This is a genomic window from Methylosinus sp. Sm6, from assembly GCF_019802345.1.
Lineage (GTDB): Bacteria > Pseudomonadota > Alphaproteobacteria > Rhizobiales > Beijerinckiaceae > Methylosinus.
Window position 1 is genome coordinate 207,336 of the sequence record NZ_JAINDZ010000003.1, and the last position, 15,138, is coordinate 222,473.

15 protein-coding genes and 3 tRNA genes are annotated in these 15,138 nt (G+C 65.8%); 3 read left to right on the forward strand and 15 right to left on the reverse strand.

The window, feature by feature from the left end:
- Positions 1 to 247: 247 nt before the first annotated feature.
- The 12 genes from K3F48_RS03860 to K3F48_RS03915 all read right to left on the reverse strand — a co-directional run bounded on the left by K3F48_RS03860 (position 248) and on the right by K3F48_RS03915 (position 8,243).
- On the reverse strand, positions 248 to 547 hold the full coding sequence (locus K3F48_RS03860) for an addiction module antidote protein (protein WP_222574076.1): 300 nt from the start codon (positions 545 to 547) through the stop codon (positions 248 to 250).
- Complete coding sequence (locus K3F48_RS03865; protein ID WP_222574077.1) at positions 544 to 849, reverse strand: type II toxin-antitoxin system RelE/ParE family toxin; 306 nt, start codon at positions 847 to 849, stop codon at positions 544 to 546. Before K3F48_RS03865 ends, K3F48_RS03860 begins: the two co-directional genes overlap by 4 nt.
- An 89-nt stretch (positions 850 to 938) precedes the next feature.
- A tRNA-Arg gene (locus K3F48_RS03870) sits at positions 939 to 1,015 on the reverse strand.
- Between the two features lie 166 nt (positions 1,016 to 1,181).
- Positions 1,182 to 3,719 (reverse strand): TonB-dependent receptor, encoded by a 2,538-nt coding sequence (locus tag K3F48_RS03875; RefSeq protein ID WP_222574078.1) that lies wholly within the window; start codon positions 3,717 to 3,719, stop codon positions 1,182 to 1,184.
- Positions 3,720 to 3,856: 137 nt separating this feature from the next.
- Complete coding sequence (locus K3F48_RS03880) at positions 3,857 to 4,789, reverse strand: FecR domain-containing protein (RefSeq protein ID WP_222574079.1); 933 nt, start codon at positions 4,787 to 4,789, stop codon at positions 3,857 to 3,859.
- A gap of 91 nt (positions 4,790 to 4,880) precedes the next feature.
- Positions 4,881 to 5,384 (reverse strand): RNA polymerase sigma factor, encoded by a 504-nt coding sequence (locus tag K3F48_RS03885; RefSeq protein WP_222574080.1) that lies wholly within the window; start codon positions 5,382 to 5,384, stop codon positions 4,881 to 4,883.
- Between the two features lie 101 nt (positions 5,385 to 5,485).
- Complete coding sequence (locus K3F48_RS03890; RefSeq protein WP_222574081.1) at positions 5,486 to 5,878, reverse strand: hypothetical protein; 393 nt, start codon at positions 5,876 to 5,878, stop codon at positions 5,486 to 5,488.
- A 239-nt stretch (positions 5,879 to 6,117) separates the two neighbouring features.
- Positions 6,118 to 6,194: transfer RNA gene (locus tag K3F48_RS03895), tRNA-Arg, on the reverse strand.
- Positions 6,195 to 6,228: 34 nt separating this feature from the next.
- Positions 6,229 to 6,537 (reverse strand): ETC complex I subunit, encoded by a 309-nt coding sequence (locus tag K3F48_RS03900; RefSeq protein ID WP_222574082.1) that lies wholly within the window; start codon positions 6,535 to 6,537, stop codon positions 6,229 to 6,231.
- A gap of 73 nt (positions 6,538 to 6,610) precedes the next feature.
- Positions 6,611 to 6,687, reverse strand: a tRNA-Pro gene (locus K3F48_RS03905).
- 86 nt (positions 6,688 to 6,773) lie between these two features.
- Positions 6,774 to 7,259, reverse strand: a complete 486-nt coding sequence (locus K3F48_RS03910; RefSeq protein ID WP_222574110.1) for a DUF192 domain-containing protein — start codon at positions 7,257 to 7,259, stop codon at positions 6,774 to 6,776.
- A gap of 396 nt (positions 7,260 to 7,655) precedes the next feature.
- Positions 7,656 to 8,243: a cold-shock protein gene (locus K3F48_RS03915; RefSeq protein WP_305080287.1), complete on the reverse strand. Its 588-nt coding sequence runs from the start codon at positions 8,241 to 8,243 to the stop codon at positions 7,656 to 7,658.
- Positions 8,244 to 8,728: 485 nt separating this feature from the next.
- Here K3F48_RS03915 and K3F48_RS03920 point away from each other — a divergent pair, with 485 nt between their 5' ends.
- Complete coding sequence (locus tag K3F48_RS03920; RefSeq protein WP_222574083.1) at positions 8,729 to 10,165, forward strand: aspartate aminotransferase family protein; 1,437 nt, start codon at positions 8,729 to 8,731, stop codon at positions 10,163 to 10,165.
- 152 nt (positions 10,166 to 10,317) lie between these two features.
- Positions 10,318 to 10,707, forward strand: a complete 390-nt coding sequence (locus K3F48_RS03925) for a hypothetical protein (RefSeq protein WP_222574084.1) — start codon at positions 10,318 to 10,320, stop codon at positions 10,705 to 10,707.
- Between the two features lie 86 nt (positions 10,708 to 10,793).
- Here K3F48_RS03925 and K3F48_RS03930 read toward each other — a convergent pair whose 3' ends face one another.
- Complete coding sequence (locus tag K3F48_RS03930; protein ID WP_370631344.1) at positions 10,794 to 11,768, reverse strand: 2-oxo acid dehydrogenase subunit E2; 975 nt, start codon at positions 11,766 to 11,768, stop codon at positions 10,794 to 10,796.
- A 95-nt stretch (positions 11,769 to 11,863) separates the two neighbouring features.
- On the opposite strand from K3F48_RS03930, the gene K3F48_RS03935 reads away from it, so the two are divergent.
- A complete protein-coding gene (locus K3F48_RS03935; protein WP_222574086.1) occupies positions 11,864 to 12,274 on the forward strand; it encodes a DUF29 domain-containing protein in 411 nt (136 codons plus the stop codon).
- Positions 12,275 to 12,282: 8 nt separating this feature from the next.
- On the opposite strand, the gene K3F48_RS03940 is transcribed toward K3F48_RS03935, so the two are convergent.
- Entirely contained in the window at positions 12,283 to 13,692 is a 1,410-nt protein-coding gene (locus K3F48_RS03940) for a pyruvate dehydrogenase complex E1 component subunit beta (RefSeq protein WP_222574087.1), read from the reverse strand.
- 89 nt (positions 13,693 to 13,781) lie between these two features.
- Positions 13,782 to 14,822 carry a pyruvate dehydrogenase (acetyl-transferring) E1 component subunit alpha gene (pdhA, locus tag K3F48_RS03945; RefSeq protein ID WP_222574088.1) on the reverse strand — a complete coding sequence of 347 codons (1,041 nt, stop codon included), beginning with the start codon at positions 14,820 to 14,822 and terminating at the stop codon, positions 13,782 to 13,784.
- Between the last annotated feature and the right edge of the window lie 316 nt (positions 14,823 to 15,138).

Genomic DNA, 15,138 nt, shown 5'->3' on the forward strand with positions numbered 1-15,138 from the left:
GGCCGCTGTCGCAAGACGGCCACAGCGGCGCAAGGCCGCCGCGAGCCGATGGGCGACGCGCGTCACCTGCCGAAGACGCGCGCGCGCTCTTGACGAAACGCCGCGCCTGGCAGACGCGCGCGCCAAGGAACGTTGTCAGCGCGAGCTCGTGGAGCGTGAGGGCAAGCTCACGGCGCGGCGGCCAAGACGGCGGCGACGGCCCCAACCTCGACGCTGTCACCGGAATCTCTCTCGACCGGCTGGCGCGTCACTCCACGGGAGTGCTTGCCGGGCTAAGGGAAATCCTCACGTGCAGCGCGCGAAGAACGGCGCTGATCGTCTCGAAGCGCGGATGCGAGCCGGGCGCCAACGCCTTGTAGAGGCTTTCTCGGCCGAGGCCGGCCGCCGCCGCAACTTGCGCCATGCCGCGCGCCTTCGCGACCTCCGAGAGCGCCGCGAGCAAAACGTCCAGGTCAGCATCCTCGGCGGCGGCCGTGAGATATTCGGCGATCACCTCGTCATTGTCGAGATAATCGGCCACGTTGAAGGTCGCGAAATCATTGCTCATTGTCCCGTCTCCCTCAACCCCCGCGCCATTTCCTTCGCGCGCTCGATATCTCGTCTCTGCGTCCCTTTGTCTCCGCCGTTCAGCAACAAATAGATCGCGACGCCATTCCGGACGAAATAGACGCGATAGCCCGGTCCGTGGTGAATGCGCATTTCCGATACGCCTTCTCCTACGGCTTCGCAGTCGCCGAAATTGCCGCGCGCCGCGCTCGTCAGGCGCGCCAATATCCGGGCCTTGCCCTTTTGATCGGCGAGGCTCGAAAGCCACTCGTCAAAGGCCGACGATCGAACAAGAGTGAACATTGGCGGCCGTTGGCGAACATCACGTAAGCGCTACATATGTATCCGAATGGATACAGACAATCAAGGGCATTCTAAATCGCTGATTTTGCTGGCGACCCCGGCAGGATTCGAACCTGCGACCTACTGCTTCGAAGGCAGTTGCTCTATCCAGCTGAGCTACGGAGCCGCGCCGTGGCAATCTAGCACGATCCGCGAGCTTTGCACGCGGGTGTTTCGAGGACTGCCGCGGAAGACATCTCGCTCTCCACCGAACGCCCATGCGAGCGCTGGCGATTCGAGCAAGCGCCGCATGGACTGAAATCCATGCGGCGCTTTGCCGGTGATGCGTCGCCTCAGAACTCGACCTTCAGCGACCCGAGGAAGCTGCGCGGCGCGCCGGGCAGAATGCCGATCGTGTCTCCCGGTGATAAATAATAGGTCTTGTCGAGAAGATTGTTGACGTTGAGCTGCGCGGTCACCGTCAAGCCAGACATGAGGAACGAATAGCGCGCCATCAGATTGACGACGGCATAGCCGGGAATCTGAAAACTATTGGCGTTGTTGCCCTGAACGGAGCTCCGGGCGACGAAGCCCGCGCCGAAGCTCGCGCCACGCAGAGCTTCGAAATCGGGCTCATACACCGCCCAGAGGCTTCCCGCGCTCTTCGGCACGCCATAGAGGCGATGGCCGACATTGCCGTTGTTGTCCTTCAATATAGTGGAATCGATGTAGGAATAGCTGCCGATGACCTTGATCTGCGAGGTGACCTGGCCGCTCACGTCGAATTCCCAGCCGCGGTTGCGCGCTTCGCCGGTCGAGACCTGCGCGCCGAGCGCCGCTCGAACCGGATCGGACGACGGCGTCGGTATGTTGTTCTTCACGATGTCGAACCAGGCGACGGTCGCCGTGAGCCGCCCGTCGAACAGATCCGTCTTGGCGCCGAACTCCCATTGCCGCGCCGACGTCGGCGCCAGCAGATCGACGGTGGGCCGGGTCGAGCCGTCCACCACGGGCGACAGGCCGAAGTTCTCGACATAGCTGCCATAAAGGCTCAGCTGGGGGATCGGCCGCCACAATAATCCGATGCGCGGCTTGATCGCGTCATTGTCGGAGCTCATCGAGGTGAGCGTGGCGGGCGCGGGAACCGTGTCGAGCGCCGTCGCGCCCATTTTCGCCTTGTCGTAGCGAAATCCCGCCAGCAGGTGGAAGTCATAGGGCAGCGCGATCTGGTCCTGGAAATAGAAGCCGTACCAATTTTGGCCGGCGTCGATCGAGAAGGCCCAATCCGGATTGCCGTAGAGATAATTCGGGAAGCCCGTATGCACGGGATTGAAGAGATCGATCGACGGCGCCGAGAAGCTGAACACGCGCTGGATCTTGTAATTGTCCAGGTAATAGTCGCCGCCGGCGAGCACATTATGCGTGAGGCCGAATGTGTCGAAACGTCCCTTCACGTCGAAGCTGGTGAAATAGGCCTGCGACTGAACCGCCGGCCTGTTGACGATACGATCGACCGGGCAGGACGCATAGCTGCAGCTCGCGGCGCTCGGCCACAGCGGAACCATGATGTTATTGACGCCGTCACGAAAATTCGCGTCGAAGCGATGCGAGACGGTCCAATTGCGATCAATGTCGTAGGACCAGTCGAACCCGATGCGGAGATCGTCTTTCACATAAGATTCGCTGCCCGCCTCGCCATAGTTGCGCGTGATCGATACGGACGTCGGCCGGCCGCCGATATAGGGCGAGCCGAAGTCGAGCGGCGAGCGGCCGCGCTGATATTCGAGATAGGCGTTCGCCCGGAAATCGGCCATCGGCTCGTAATGAATTTTCGGCGCGATGAAAATTCGATCCGTATGGGTGAGCTCCCGAAACGAGTCGGAGTTCTCATATGCGGCGTCGAACCGATAGAGCAGCGTCTTGTCGGCCGTCAGCGGTCCGGTCAGGCCGAGCGTCGTGCGATAGAATCCATAGGAGCCGAATTGCTGCTGCAGCTCGTAATGCTCCTGCACGGACGGCTTCTTGGTCACGATATTGATGAGGCCGCCCGGCTCGAGGCGCCCGTAGAGAATGGAGGCCGGGCCCTTGAGAACCTCGACGCTCTCGACATTGGCCATCTCCCGCCGCGGAGTGGTGAACTTATTGTCCACGCGAACCCCGTCGAGATAATATTTGTAGGTCTCGAATCCACGTACGACGAACCCCGACTGGAGTCCGCCGACCGGGATCGGCGTGACGCTGCTGATATTGGCGAGAGCGTCGTCGACGACCACGATCTGCTGATCGCGCAGGATCTGCTGCGGCGCCACTTGGACGCTGACCGGCGTCTCGATGATCGGCGTTCTCGTCTTGGTCGCCGTGCTCGTCGACTCGGTTCGATAAGCGGTCGGATCGCCGGGGCCGCCGCCTCCCCGCTGGCCGTTCCCTTGCCCGCCGGCGCGCGCCTGGGCCGCCGCCGCGCCGACATCGATCGGCGGCAGCGCCTCGGCGCCGCCGGCGTCGCTGCGAGCTCCCGCGTCGTTCTGCGCCAGCACGATGAACACCTCGCGCTCGTCGTCCGCCAGCCGATAGGACAAGCCCGTCCCGGCCAGCAGCTGGCGCAGCGCGGCGCCCAGCGTGTACTCGCCGCTCAGCCCGCGCGTCTCCACATCGCGGGTCAAGCCGGCGAGAAACACCATTTGGACGCCATTTTCCTCGGCGAGCCGGTTCAGCGCCATGCCGATCGCGCCGGCCGGAATCCGATAGCTCCGCACCTCCGCCGCCAGCTGCGACGCCTGCATGCGCGCATGCGCCGCCGCCGGCGCCTCGGCGCCGAACGCGACCGCCCCCACTGCCGCCGCCAGCACGAGGCTCACGCGCTCGTCCCTCCGGCCAAATCCCTTCCATGCCATCCGCCGCTCCCTCGCTTCGCCGGGGACGAAGTGGCCCCCATTGTCGAGGACGCGCTCGCAGGGCGTTTGGAAGGGTCGCCCAATGGAGTTTTTTCGAAAATCCTGCCGCAGCCGCCGCGCACCGCCGCATTCCTCCGCTATTTGTAGATGTAGATCACATAACTGCCGATCGAGAGCGCCTTCAGGCCGAGCGACGCTTTCAGCGCGCGGATCGCGCCCTCGGGATTGGCGGCGTCGAAGGTGCCGGTCACGCGCAATCGGCGCGCCGCCGGCGCCGCGAGCGTCAGGCCCGAGCGATAGCGCGCGAGCGTCGCCAGCACGCTCTCCAGAGGCTCGTCCTCGAAAATGAGGCGCCCGCGCCGCCAGCCGCCGACCTTGAACAAATCCGCCGGCTCCGGCTCCGCGATCGGCGTTCCGGCGCCGAAGCTCATCCGCCGCCCCTCCTCCACGACGCTGCGCGCCGCTTCGTTCGTCACCGCCACTTTGTGCTCGATCACCGCGACATCGGCATGGGTCGCGTCGCGCAGCGCAATATCGAAAGCCGTGCCGAGCGCGGTGACCGTCGCGCCGGCCGCCTCGACGACGAACGGGCGCGACGAGTCGGGCGCCGCCTGGAAAAAGGCTTGGCCCGCAAGCAGCGTGAGCCGCCGCTCGCCCGCGCGATAATGGACAGCGATCGCCGAGCGCGCCGACAGATGCGCGAGCGATCCGTCCTCCAGCGTGACGACGCGCGTCTCGCCGATCGCCGTGAGCGCGTCCGCGCGAAAGCGCAGCGCGATCTCGTCGAAGAACAACCAAAATGCGAGCGAAGCGGCGAGCAGCGCCGTCGCCGGGGCGGCGAGCGGCCGGCGACGCGCGGTCGGGCGGCCCGCCGCCCATAAGCGCCGAACCTCGCCGAACAGCCGCTCCGCTCCGTCGAGCGCGGCGCGATGCGCCGGATCGGCGGCGAGCCAGGCGTCGAGTTCCGCCTGCTCCTGCGCGGAGAGCGGGCCTGCGTCGCATTTCACCCACCAGGCGAGCGCCGCTTCATCGGCGCTCGTTCTGCGGCCCGGTTCCCGCTCGTCGCTCATATCGGCCATTCGTCTTCCCGGAACGGCGCGCGCCCCCGCCGAATGTGAAGACGGTCTCGCGGGTGAAATGGAAGGGCCGCCATCCTCGCGCTCATTGCTGCACCGCCGCGCGGCAGCGCTCCATGGCGAGATGGAAATGCTGCTCGACCGTCTTGCGCGAAATGCCGAGCCGTTCGGCGATCTCGCGCTGCGACAGATGATGCGTAACACGCAGCTCGAAAATCTCCCGGCATCGCGGCGGCAGCGAGGCGACCGCCTCGGCGAGGAGCCGGGCGCGCCGCGCATCATCGACGCGGTTGTCGGCGCTCGCCTCGTCGGAGGGCGCATCCGCGGCGTCGCCGTCGCCGACAAAATATTTGCGCTCCACCTGCCGATGGCGCGCGAGATCCTTCACCAGATTGCCGGCGGTGCGGCGCAGATAAGCGGATGGATCGGCGATTTCGGCGGCGGCGTCGCGGCTGATGTAGCGCGCGAAGGTCTCCTGCAGAAGATCGGAGGCGTCCTCGCGCCCGACCCTGCGGGTGAGAAAAGAGAGAAGGTCGCGCTGACTGCGCAGGAACAGCTCGCGGATCGACAGCGGCTTGGTGTCCGGCATTTGCGGCGTCCGATGCGGGAAAGGAAGTCCGGTCGCATTCCGTTCCGGCGCCGATCGGCGCGGGAAACGCAAAATGCAGGGCGCGACGCTTCGCGCGTGCGTTAGACGCGCGGCGGCGCGCGCGACGACCAGGAGCCGATCCAACCGCAGGCGCGCGACGCCGGACCGGCGCGCGGCGAAAAAAGCGCCGCTCGGAGCTTCGCATCGTGCTCGGGCCCGACGAATGCGTCCGGCGTGGCGAGCGCGGCGTCGAGCAAGCGCTGGGGAGCGCCCAGCAGGCAAATCGCGCAATGACGATCGCCGGGCGCGGGATGCGGGCTCTGCGAGCCGTCCCCGGCCGAAGCGACGCAGACGACGGCGGGTTCGGCGTCGCCGACGGCCGCCGACGCATCGGCGGAAAGGATCGCGACGACGCGCAGCAACAAGAGGAAAGCCGCGGCCCCCGACAGGAGCGCGCGTCCCATCGCTCGGGCGGCCGGCGGGAACGTCACCATGGGCGCAATCGGTAGCCGCGCCGCGCGACTTGTCAACGCGCGCGCAAAACCAACGCGCATTCGTTTCGCAAATTTCGGCAGACTGTCGCAGGAGGGACACAGGAGCGCCGCGCCGCTCTTCACCTTCGGCGCGATGTCCGGCTGCACGCGCAAGACGAGGATGCGAGACGTCGAGCCGACGCGACCGCTCCGCGCATGGGGCTGTCGCAGCCGAGAGGAACGCGCCGGCGCGTCCGGAATGGCGACCCCGGCAGGATTCGAACCTGCGACCTACCGCTTAGAAGGCGGTTGCTCTATCCGGCTGAGCTACGGGGCCGAGCGGCGAAGCTCTCGGCTTTGGGACAGGAAGGTCAATGCGTCCACTGACCGACGCGCTGCGTCTTGAAATTATCGGAATAGGACATGATGCGGCGCGCGGAGCCGGGCTTGGGCTCCTCGACGCGATAGACGAGGAGGCTCCGCTCGGCATAGCCGATCGCCTCGTCCTTCGTGGCGAATCGCAGCTTGATCTGCGCCTTGGCGTCCGAGGAGCTGGTCCAGCCCATCAGCGGATCGATCTCGCGAGGCGTCTCTCTCTCGAACTCCAGCACCCAGGGCTTGGCCGGCCCCGGGCCGGACTGGGTCGCGCTGGGCGCCTGACGGTGAATTCGTGCGGTCATATCGGCCCTCGGCAGCATTCGGCTCTACGCCGATCTCATGAAACCTCTGCGACGGCGGGAGCGAGGGGCCTCGTGGTCGGGGCAGCAGGATTCGAACCTGCGACCTGAAGTACCCAAAACTTCCGCGCTACCAGGCTGCGCTATACCCCGTTTCGCGAATAGGCCATCGGCGCCCGCCTCCGCCGGAGTTTCGCTAGCACGAGCCACGGCCGCTCACAAGCGCGGCGGCGGCGCCGCTATCTCCGGAACATCGAATGACGCACCTCGTCGCCCACGGAGACCGACAGCCGCTCGGCCACGCCCGCGCTCACCTCGATCACCGCCAGCGCCGGCGCGCCGGAGGAAATGATCCGCTCGGAATAGGGCTCCGCCCCGAGCGCGAGCGAAACCACCCGCCCGTCGCGGCCGACGAAGATCATGTCGAGCGACAGGGGCGTATTCTTCATCCACATGGCGACCGGGCGCTCCTCGCGGAAGTCGAACAGCATGCCGCCGTCCTCGGGCAGCGATGTGCGGAACATGAGCCCCTTCTCGCGCTCCTTCTGCGTGCGCGCCACTTCGACGCGCAGCCGATGGGAGCCGGTCGCCGTCACGATCTCGAGCGGCTCGACCGCCGCCGCGCGGGCGGACGATTCGAGCGAGTCCCAGCCTGCCGCAGCGGCGACGAGCGCCGCCAGCACGAGCATGAAACGTCCCGCTCCCTTCGGCAAAATCTTCCGCATCACACCCGCCTCGCTGCTCTCCGCGGCGAGGCCATCGGGCGGCCGCGCCACATTGTCGGCCCTGCTCATGCCATGCGGATCGGCAGTTGGCAAAGGCTCGGCGCGCGCGCCGACGGGCGTCCCTCGTGATTTGCATCGATGACAACGAAGGGCGCTCGACGCCCCCTCCCCCGCTTCGCGGGAGAGGGGGCAGATTCCGCGCTTCATCGAAGGTTCGAGAAATGTCGACAGCGCCTTTTCCGCGAAGCGGGGAAGGATGAGGGAGGGGGCTTTCGGCTCTTCGGTTCGAGTGACGCAGGCTACGAGTAGCCTTGCATCGCCGAATTCGAAGCCTCTCGAGAGCGAGCCTCAGAGGCTCGCCCTTTCACCCCCTGTCGAATCGGCTGAATCACTCCACTAGTGGGACGCCGGCATCGCCGTTTCCAGCGGGCGCACCTCGGTCGCCATCAGGCCCTTGGGGCCGTCGCCGTAACGCACCAGCACGCTGTCGCCGGGCTTCAATTCGGCGAGGCCAAAGCGACGGACCGTTTCCATATGCAGGAAGATGTCGTCGGTGCCCTCCCCCCGCGTCAGGAAGCCGAATCCCTTCACGCGGTTGAACCATTTGACGATGGCGATCTCATAGCCGCTCGACGGCGTCACTTGCGCATGGGTGCGCGCCGACGCGCTTTGCGCCGGATGGATCGCCGTCGACTCGTCGATGGCGACGACGCGGAACACCTGCATTCCTTTGGCCCGCCGCTGCGCCTCGCAGACGACCCGCGCGCCTTCATAGGCCGTCTGAAATCCCGAGCGCCGCAATGTCGTGACATGCAAAAGGATATCCGCGCCGCCGTCGTCCGGAACAACGAACCCATAGCCTTTGGAGACATCGAACCACTTGATGGCTCCCGATACTTCGATCAGATCGAGTGCGGCTTGTTCGCCTTCGACATTGATGGTCGACGCGCTCAACTCATTCTGGAATGAAATTTTGGCGCCCAACAGACCAACTCCCCCTGCCGATCCAGCTGCAGACGCTCGCCTCGCGCGGCCCGCTCGTTCATTGCGCGAATCGCGGCGTCGCCTGTGAATCACTGGAGTTAAGATATCATCGCCGGCGCGGCGTCCAACCGACTTTTTTGTCGCGCAGCCGTTTGTTGTGGATACGAATCCGATAAATGCGTTGCGTTGCAGTCATCTGCGTGCGGGTTACGCGAATTACCGTACGCACGAGCTTGTCGCATCGAGAACGAGCCGGAATTGCGTCCCGCTCGGTCCATTCGTGTGGCCCTGCGAAGCGACCGGCGCGCTTCTCCATCGGAAATTGTGCCGGGCGACATGCGCCGCGCCTTCCGCGCGGTTTCTTCAAGACGCCTCTGGACAGCGCCGCGCGAACCCATATGGTCGCCGCGAGGGCAGTTGACCGGACGCAATTTGCGCGAGAAAATCGCGCAATGGTCGCGCCCCCGCGCCCACAGGACCCGCTCATGACCTATCTGTCTCCGCAAGACGACCGCCGCGCGGGCGACGCCGCCGCGCCGAATTTCGATCTCGCCGCGCTCTACGCCGAGCGAGAGAGCGAGCGATTTGAAATGCACGCCACGCATCTCAACGAAATGTGGGTGCGCGTGCTGAAAGCGATCGGCTATGATGTCGGATTCGTCCGCGGCTCGGGACAATATTTGTTCGATCGAAAAGGCGCGCGCTATCTCGATCTGTTGAGCGGATGGGGCGTGTTCGCCATCGGACGCAATCACCCGTCGCTGCGCGCGGCGCTGATGAGCGTCCTTTCCGCCGATCTGCCCAATCTGGTGCAACTCGACGTCTCCGTGCCGGCGGCGCTGCTCGCCGAGCGGCTGCTCGCTCATGCGCCATGGCTGGACAAGGTCTTTTTCGCCAATTCCGGAGCCGAGGCGGTCGAGGCGGCGATCAAATTCGCGCGCGCCGCGACGGGCCGCGACGGCCTCGTGCATTGCGGGCATTCCTTTCACGGCCTCACCTGCGGCGCCCTTTCGCTGAACGGCGACGCGATCTTCAAGAAGGGCTTCGGCTCGCTGCTGCCCAACACGCGCGAAATCCCTTTCGACGATCTCGCGGCGCTCGACGCCGCTCTGCGCGGACGCGACGTCGCGGCCTTTTTCGTCGAGCCGATCCAGGGCAAGGGCGTCAATATACCGCAGGACGATTATCTCGCCGAAGCGGCGGCGCTGTGCCGCAAATATGGCACGCTGTTCGTCGCCGACGAGATCCAGACCGGATTGGGCCGCACCGGCAAATTCTTCGCGGTGGAGCATTATGGCGTCGAGCCGGACCTCGTTCTCGTCGCCAAGGCGCTCTCGGGCGGCCATGTGCCGGTCGGCGCGGTGCTGACTCGCAAATGGATCTTCGAGAAAGTGTTCGATCGCATGGATCGCGCGGTCGTGCATGGTTCGACCTTCGGCAAGAATGATCTCGCCATGGCGGCCGGCCTCGCGACTTTGGAGGTCATCGCCGCCGAGCGCCTCGTCGAGAATTCGGCGGACAGAGGCGAGCGTCTCCTCGCCGCCTTCCGCGCCATGGCCGAGCGCTACGAGCTCGTCGTCGACGTGCGCGGCAAGGGGCTGATGATCGGAATCGAGTTCGGCGAGCCGCGCTCGCTGAAGCTCAAAGCGGCGTGGAACCTGCTGGAGACCGTCAATTCGGGCCTGTTCTGCCAGCTCATCAGCATTCCGCTGTTCGAGCAGCACAAGGTGCTGACGCAAGTCGCCGGCCATGGCAATCACACCATCAAGCTGCTGCCGCCGCTCACCATCGACGATTTCGACTGCGACTGGATCGAGCGCTCGTTCGACAAGGTGATCGCCGACGCCCATGACGCGCCGGGCGCCGTCTGGTCGCTCGGAAAGACGCTGGCCGGCCATGCGCTGAAAGCCAAGCTGGGCTGAGCAGAGCTTTTTGCACCCGGGTCAAAAGAGCTCGCCATGCTGCCTTCTAGCCGGAACACGCCTTGCTGTGACTCGACGTGCGAGGAGGCGGCTGCGCCGATTTGAGACAGCCGTCCGCCGCGCTGCAGAGTGGAGACGAAAGGGCGTCGATCATGCGTTCGAGTGTGAAGTTCACCATTGCTGTTTTCTCGACTCTGCTGGCGGGCGGCGCGCTCGCTGCGCCGCGCGACCCGCTGGTCGTTCCGGGCATCGGGCCCGAGTCGTCGCCCGCAGCCGCCTATCGGCCGCGGCATTCTTCTCCGGCCGTCGCCTATTCGGCTCCGCGTCGCCATGTCCGCTATCGGGTCGCGGAACAGCGCCCGCGTGTCGTCCGCGTCGCCTCCTTTGCGCCGCGCCCATTCGTGGGCGAGACATGGGACGCACCGCGTCCCTATGACGACGAATATCGCCCCGCCGCCTACAATGCCGCCGACGCCTATCCTCCGCCCGCGCGTCCCTGGCTCGGCGCCGCGCCCGTCTGCGGTCGACTCGTTCATTGGTGAAGCGACGCGAACGGGCGCAATCGTCGCCTGATGACGCGCTGCAAGCGGATGCATAGTCCTGCTCGATGTGTTCCTGCTCGCCGCGTCTACGCCAGCATCGCGCCCGGATGCTCGATCAGCCGCTTGAATTCGGCGAGGAGCGCCGCGCCGAGCGCGCCGTCGACGGCGCGATGGTCCACCGAGAGAGTGACGCTCATGATTGTCGCGACGGCCGGCGCGCCATTCCTCGCGACGATGCGCTTCTCGCCCGCGCCGACGGCGAGAATGGTCGCATGCGGCGGATTGATCACGGCGGAGAAATTCTTGACGCCGAACATTCCGAGGTTGGAGACGGCGGTGGTCCCGCCCTCATATTCGTTTGGCTTCAATTTGCGCTCGCGGGCGCGCCGCGCGAGATCCTTCATCTCGATCGCGATCTCACGAAAGCTCTTCGTCTCGGCGTTGCGAATGATCGGCGTGACGAGACCGCCGGGAATGGAGACGGCGACGCCGACATCCGAAGCTTTATGCTTCAGCATCGCGCTCTGCGTGAAGGTGACATTGGCGTCGGGGACGCGCTGCAGCGCCAGCGCCATCGCCTTCACGATGATGTCGTTGACGGAGACTTTCCACTCCGGCTCGCCATCCGCGCGAAGAGGCGCCGCGCTGTTGTAATCCTCGCGAAGATGCAGCAGCGCGTCGACGTCGCAATCGCTCTGCAGCGCGAAATGCGGAATCGTCCGCACCGAATCGGTCATGCGCCGGGCGATCGCCTTGCGCATCGAATCATGCTGAACTTCGATGAAGGAGCCCGGCGCGAAAAGCTGCCGCACGACGGCGTCGGGCATTGCGACAGAGGCCTCGCTCGGCGCCGCCCCGGCGGCGGCGGGACGCCCGCCGGCGAGCGCCGCCTTCACGTCGCGCTCGATGATGCGCCCATGCGGGCCGGAGCCCGTCAGCGCGGAAACATCGAGCCCGCTCTCCTTGGCCAGCCGCCGCGCCAGCGGCGAAGCGAGGATGCGGGCGCCCTCCGGCGCGGGATTTGAAGCATGAGCCGCGACATTCATTGCCAGGGTCCCCATCGATTCGGAGCCGATTTCCGAGGCGAGACGTTGACGATATAATCTTGCGCGGAACGCCAGCCGCAACGACGTCGATCATCGCGGGAGGACGAGATATGCCCACGAGCCGGCTTTACGACGACGATTTCTACGCCTGGGCCAATGAGCAGGCGACGCTGCTGCGTGAGGGCAAGCTCGCGCAGGCCGACATCGAGCACATTGCGCAGGAAATCGAGAGCATGGGCAAGACCGAGAAGCGCGAGCTGGCGAGCCGCTTGAAGATTCTCATTCTTCACCTCCTGAAATGGCGCTTTCAGCCATTGAAGCGAACCGCGAGCTGGAGCGTCTCGATCACGGTCCAACGACATGAGCTCATCGACCATCTCGACGACAATCCCAGCCTGAAGCCGCTGATCGATGGCGTCGCCAGAAAAGCATATGGCGATGCGGTTCTGCGCGCCATGCTGTGGACATTCGAGGAGATGATCGCCGAGGATTTCTGGCCACCGGAGCTTTCAGCAAAATAGAACCGCCGTCACCTATAGAGAACTGCCTTCGCCGCCGCGATCACCTCAACGACGGCGGGCAGAGCCAGCTTCTCGAGATTGGCGGCGTAGGGCATCGGCACGTCCTTGCCAGTGACGCGCAGAACCGGCGCGTCGAGATAATCGAACGCCTCCTCCTGCACGCGGGCGGCGATCTCGGCGCCGATTCCGCATTGCGGCCAGCCCTCCTCCACGGCGACGCAGCGACCGGTCTTCTTCACCGATTCGACGATCGCCGGGACATCCATCGGCCGCAGCGTGCGCAGATCGATCACCTCGGCCTCGATCCCCTCCTTGGCCAGCGCCTCGGCGGCGGCGAGCGCATGGATGACGCCGATCGAGAAAGAGACCAGCGTGACATGCGCGCCCGCCCGCGCGACGCGGGCCTTGCCGATCGGGATCAAAAAATCCTCGATCATCGGCGTGTCCCACTGCTTGCCGTAGAGGATCTCGTTCTCGAGGAAGACGACGGGGTTCGGATCGCGAATGGCGCTCTTCAGCAGCCCCTTGGCGTCGGCGGCGTTGGACGGCGCCACCACCTTGAGCCCCGGCACCTGCGCGAACCAGGCCGAATAATCCTGGCTGTGCTGCGCGCCGACGCGCGCCGCGGCGCCGTTCGGCCCGCGAAACACGATCGGGCAATGGACCTGTCCGCCGGACATATAGAGCGTCTTGGCCGCCGAGTTCACGATATGGTCGATTGCCTGCATGGCGAAATTGAAGGTCATGAACTCGCAGATCGGCTTCAGCCCCGCGAAGGCGGCGCCGACGGCGAGGCCTGCGAAGCCATATTCGGTGATCGGCGTGTCGACGACGCGGCGCGCGCCGAATTCCTGCAGCAGGCCCTGCGTGACCTTATAGGCCCCCTGATATTCGGCGACCTCCTCGCCGATGACGAACACATCCGGATCGCGCCGCATCTCCTCGGCCATGGCGTCGCGCAGCGCCTCGCGCATGGTCATCGGGATGAACGTGGCGTCGGCCGGAATTTCCGGCGCGGCGACGGCGGGCGTCGGCGCCGCGGGCGCGGCCGGAGGCGCCGGGGCGAGAGTGGCGGTCGCCGCCGCGGCCGCGGGCTCGGGAGCCGACGCGGGCACGTCCGGCGCCTTGGCGGGAGCGGCCGGATGCGGCGCGGCTTCCAGAGCGCCGACGTCCTCCCCCTCCTCCGCGATCACCGCGATCGGCGTGTTGACCGCGACATTCTCCGCGCCGCCGGGCACCAGGATGCGCGCCAGCACGCCCTCGTCGACCGCCTCGACCTCCATCGTCGCCTTGTCGGTCTCGATCTCGGCGATGACGTCGCCGGCCTTGACCTTATCGCCTTCGTTCTTCAGCCATTTGGCGAGCTTGCCCTGCTCCATCGTGGGTGAGAGAGCGGGCATGAGAACATTGACGGTCATGGATTTATCCGCCGAGAGAAAGAAGGGCGCAGCCTTCCTTCTCCCGCTTGGCGGGAGAAGGATTCGCACGTCGAGAACCCGCCCTCTCTTCATAGAACCACATCCGTCCAGAGCTCGCTCGGATCGGGCTCGGCGTCATTGGTCGCGAAATCGGCGGCGTAGGAGACGATCTTGCGCACAGCGGCGTCGATCTGCTTCAGCTCGTCCTCGCTGGCGCCGAGAGCGAGCAGGCGCGCGCGCACCTGCTCGATCGGGTCCTGCTCCTCGCGGACCTTCTGCACCTCTTCCTTCGAGCGATATTTCGCCGGATCGGACATGGAGTGGCCGCGATAGCGATAGGTCTTGGCCTCGATCAGGAACGGCCCCTTCCCTGCCCGGCACCAGTCCAGCGCCTCGGTCGCCACCGCCGCGACGGCGCGCACATCCATGCCGTCGACCTGCCGGCCGATGATGTTGAAGGCCTCGCCGCGCTTGGAAAAATTGGGCTGCGCCGAGGAGCGCTCGACCGAGGTGCCCATCGCATAGCGATTGTTCTCGACAATATAGACGACCGGCAGCTTCCAGAGCTCCGCCATGTTGAAGCTCTCATAGACCTGCCCCTGATTGGCCGCCCCCTCGCCGAAAAAGGTCAGCGAGACCGAATCGGTTCCCCGATAGGCGTCGGCGAAGGCGAGTCCCGCCCCGAGCGGCGCCGGCGCGCCGACGATGCCGTGGCCGCCGTAAAAATTCTTCTCGCGCGAGAACATATGCATGGAGCCGCCCTTCCCTTTGGAATAGCCGCTCCTGCGCCCGGTCAGCTCCGCCATCACGCGCCTCGGCTCCATGCCGCAGGCGAGCATATGGCCATGGTCGCGATAGCCGGTGATGAACTGGTCGGTCGGCCGCGCCGCCATGCGCGCGCCGACGACCACCGCCTCCTGGCCGATATAGAGATGGCAGAAGCCGCCGATCAGGCCCATGCCGTAGATCTGCCCCGCCTTCTCCTCGAAGCGGCGAATGAGCAGCATCGCGCGATAGGCGGACAGCTCCTGCTCTCGGGAGAATTGCAATACGCCGTCGACGGCGGCGGCGCCCTCCGCCGCTCCCGCGACGTCGGCGAGCTTCGTGTCGGTCTTGTCCATTGCCGGCATGGTCGCGCATCCCCGTCGGTCCAACGACAATATCTGGGAGCATCGACGGCGATCCGCGAGCCCTCGTCCCCCACCCGCATCGCGGCGAGGCCTTCGCCGCGGCGCAGGATAGCGCGAAAGCGGGCGGAAAACGAGACGCGCGACACATCCGGCTGTGGGCTGAGCGAAATTTCCTTTCCGTCACAGCGCCGCCGCCTGCGCCGGGTCCGGATATCGCCCAGCGCTTGGCGCAGACCGAACAGGGCTCCGAATTCGGGTTAACGAGCAGAGAGTTTTCAGCGTCATGGCCGCGCTTGTCGCGGCCATCCACGCCGTG

Coding starts and splice junctions, on each gene's coding strand:
- K3F48_RS03860 (WP_222574076.1), bottom strand. CDS start 547: ATGAGCAATGATTTCGCGACCTTCAACGTGGCCGATTATCTCGACAAT.
- K3F48_RS03890 (WP_222574081.1), bottom strand. CDS start 5,878: ATGGTGACGTTCCCGCCGGCCGCCCGAGCGATGGGACGCGCGCTCCTG.
- K3F48_RS03885 (WP_222574080.1), bottom strand. CDS start 5,384: ATGCCGGACACCAAGCCGCTGTCGATCCGCGAGCTGTTCCTGCGCAGT.
- K3F48_RS03900 (WP_222574082.1), bottom strand. CDS start 6,537: ATGACCGCACGAATTCACCGTCAGGCGCCCAGCGCGACCCAGTCCGGC.
- K3F48_RS03930 (WP_370631344.1), bottom strand. CDS start 11,768: ATGGGGACCCTGGCAATGAATGTCGCGGCTCATGCTTCAAATCCCGCG.
- pdhA (WP_222574088.1), bottom strand. CDS start 14,822: ATGCCGGCAATGGACAAGACCGACACGAAGCTCGCCGACGTCGCGGGA.
- K3F48_RS03940 (WP_222574087.1), bottom strand. CDS start 13,692: ATGACCGTCAATGTTCTCATGCCCGCTCTCTCACCCACGATGGAGCAG.
- K3F48_RS03935 (WP_222574086.1), top strand. CDS start 11,864: ATGCCCACGAGCCGGCTTTACGACGACGATTTCTACGCCTGGGCCAAT.
- K3F48_RS03920 (WP_222574083.1), top strand. CDS start 8,729: ATGACCTATCTGTCTCCGCAAGACGACCGCCGCGCGGGCGACGCCGCC.
- K3F48_RS03875 (WP_222574078.1), bottom strand. CDS start 3,719: ATGGCATGGAAGGGATTTGGCCGGAGGGACGAGCGCGTGAGCCTCGTG.
- K3F48_RS03910 (WP_222574110.1), bottom strand. CDS start 7,259: ATGCGGAAGATTTTGCCGAAGGGAGCGGGACGTTTCATGCTCGTGCTG.
- K3F48_RS03865 (WP_222574077.1), bottom strand. CDS start 849: ATGTTCACTCTTGTTCGATCGTCGGCCTTTGACGAGTGGCTTTCGAGC.
- K3F48_RS03880 (WP_222574079.1), bottom strand. CDS start 4,789: ATGAGCGACGAGCGGGAACCGGGCCGCAGAACGAGCGCCGATGAAGCG.
- K3F48_RS03925 (WP_222574084.1), top strand. CDS start 10,318: ATGCGTTCGAGTGTGAAGTTCACCATTGCTGTTTTCTCGACTCTGCTG.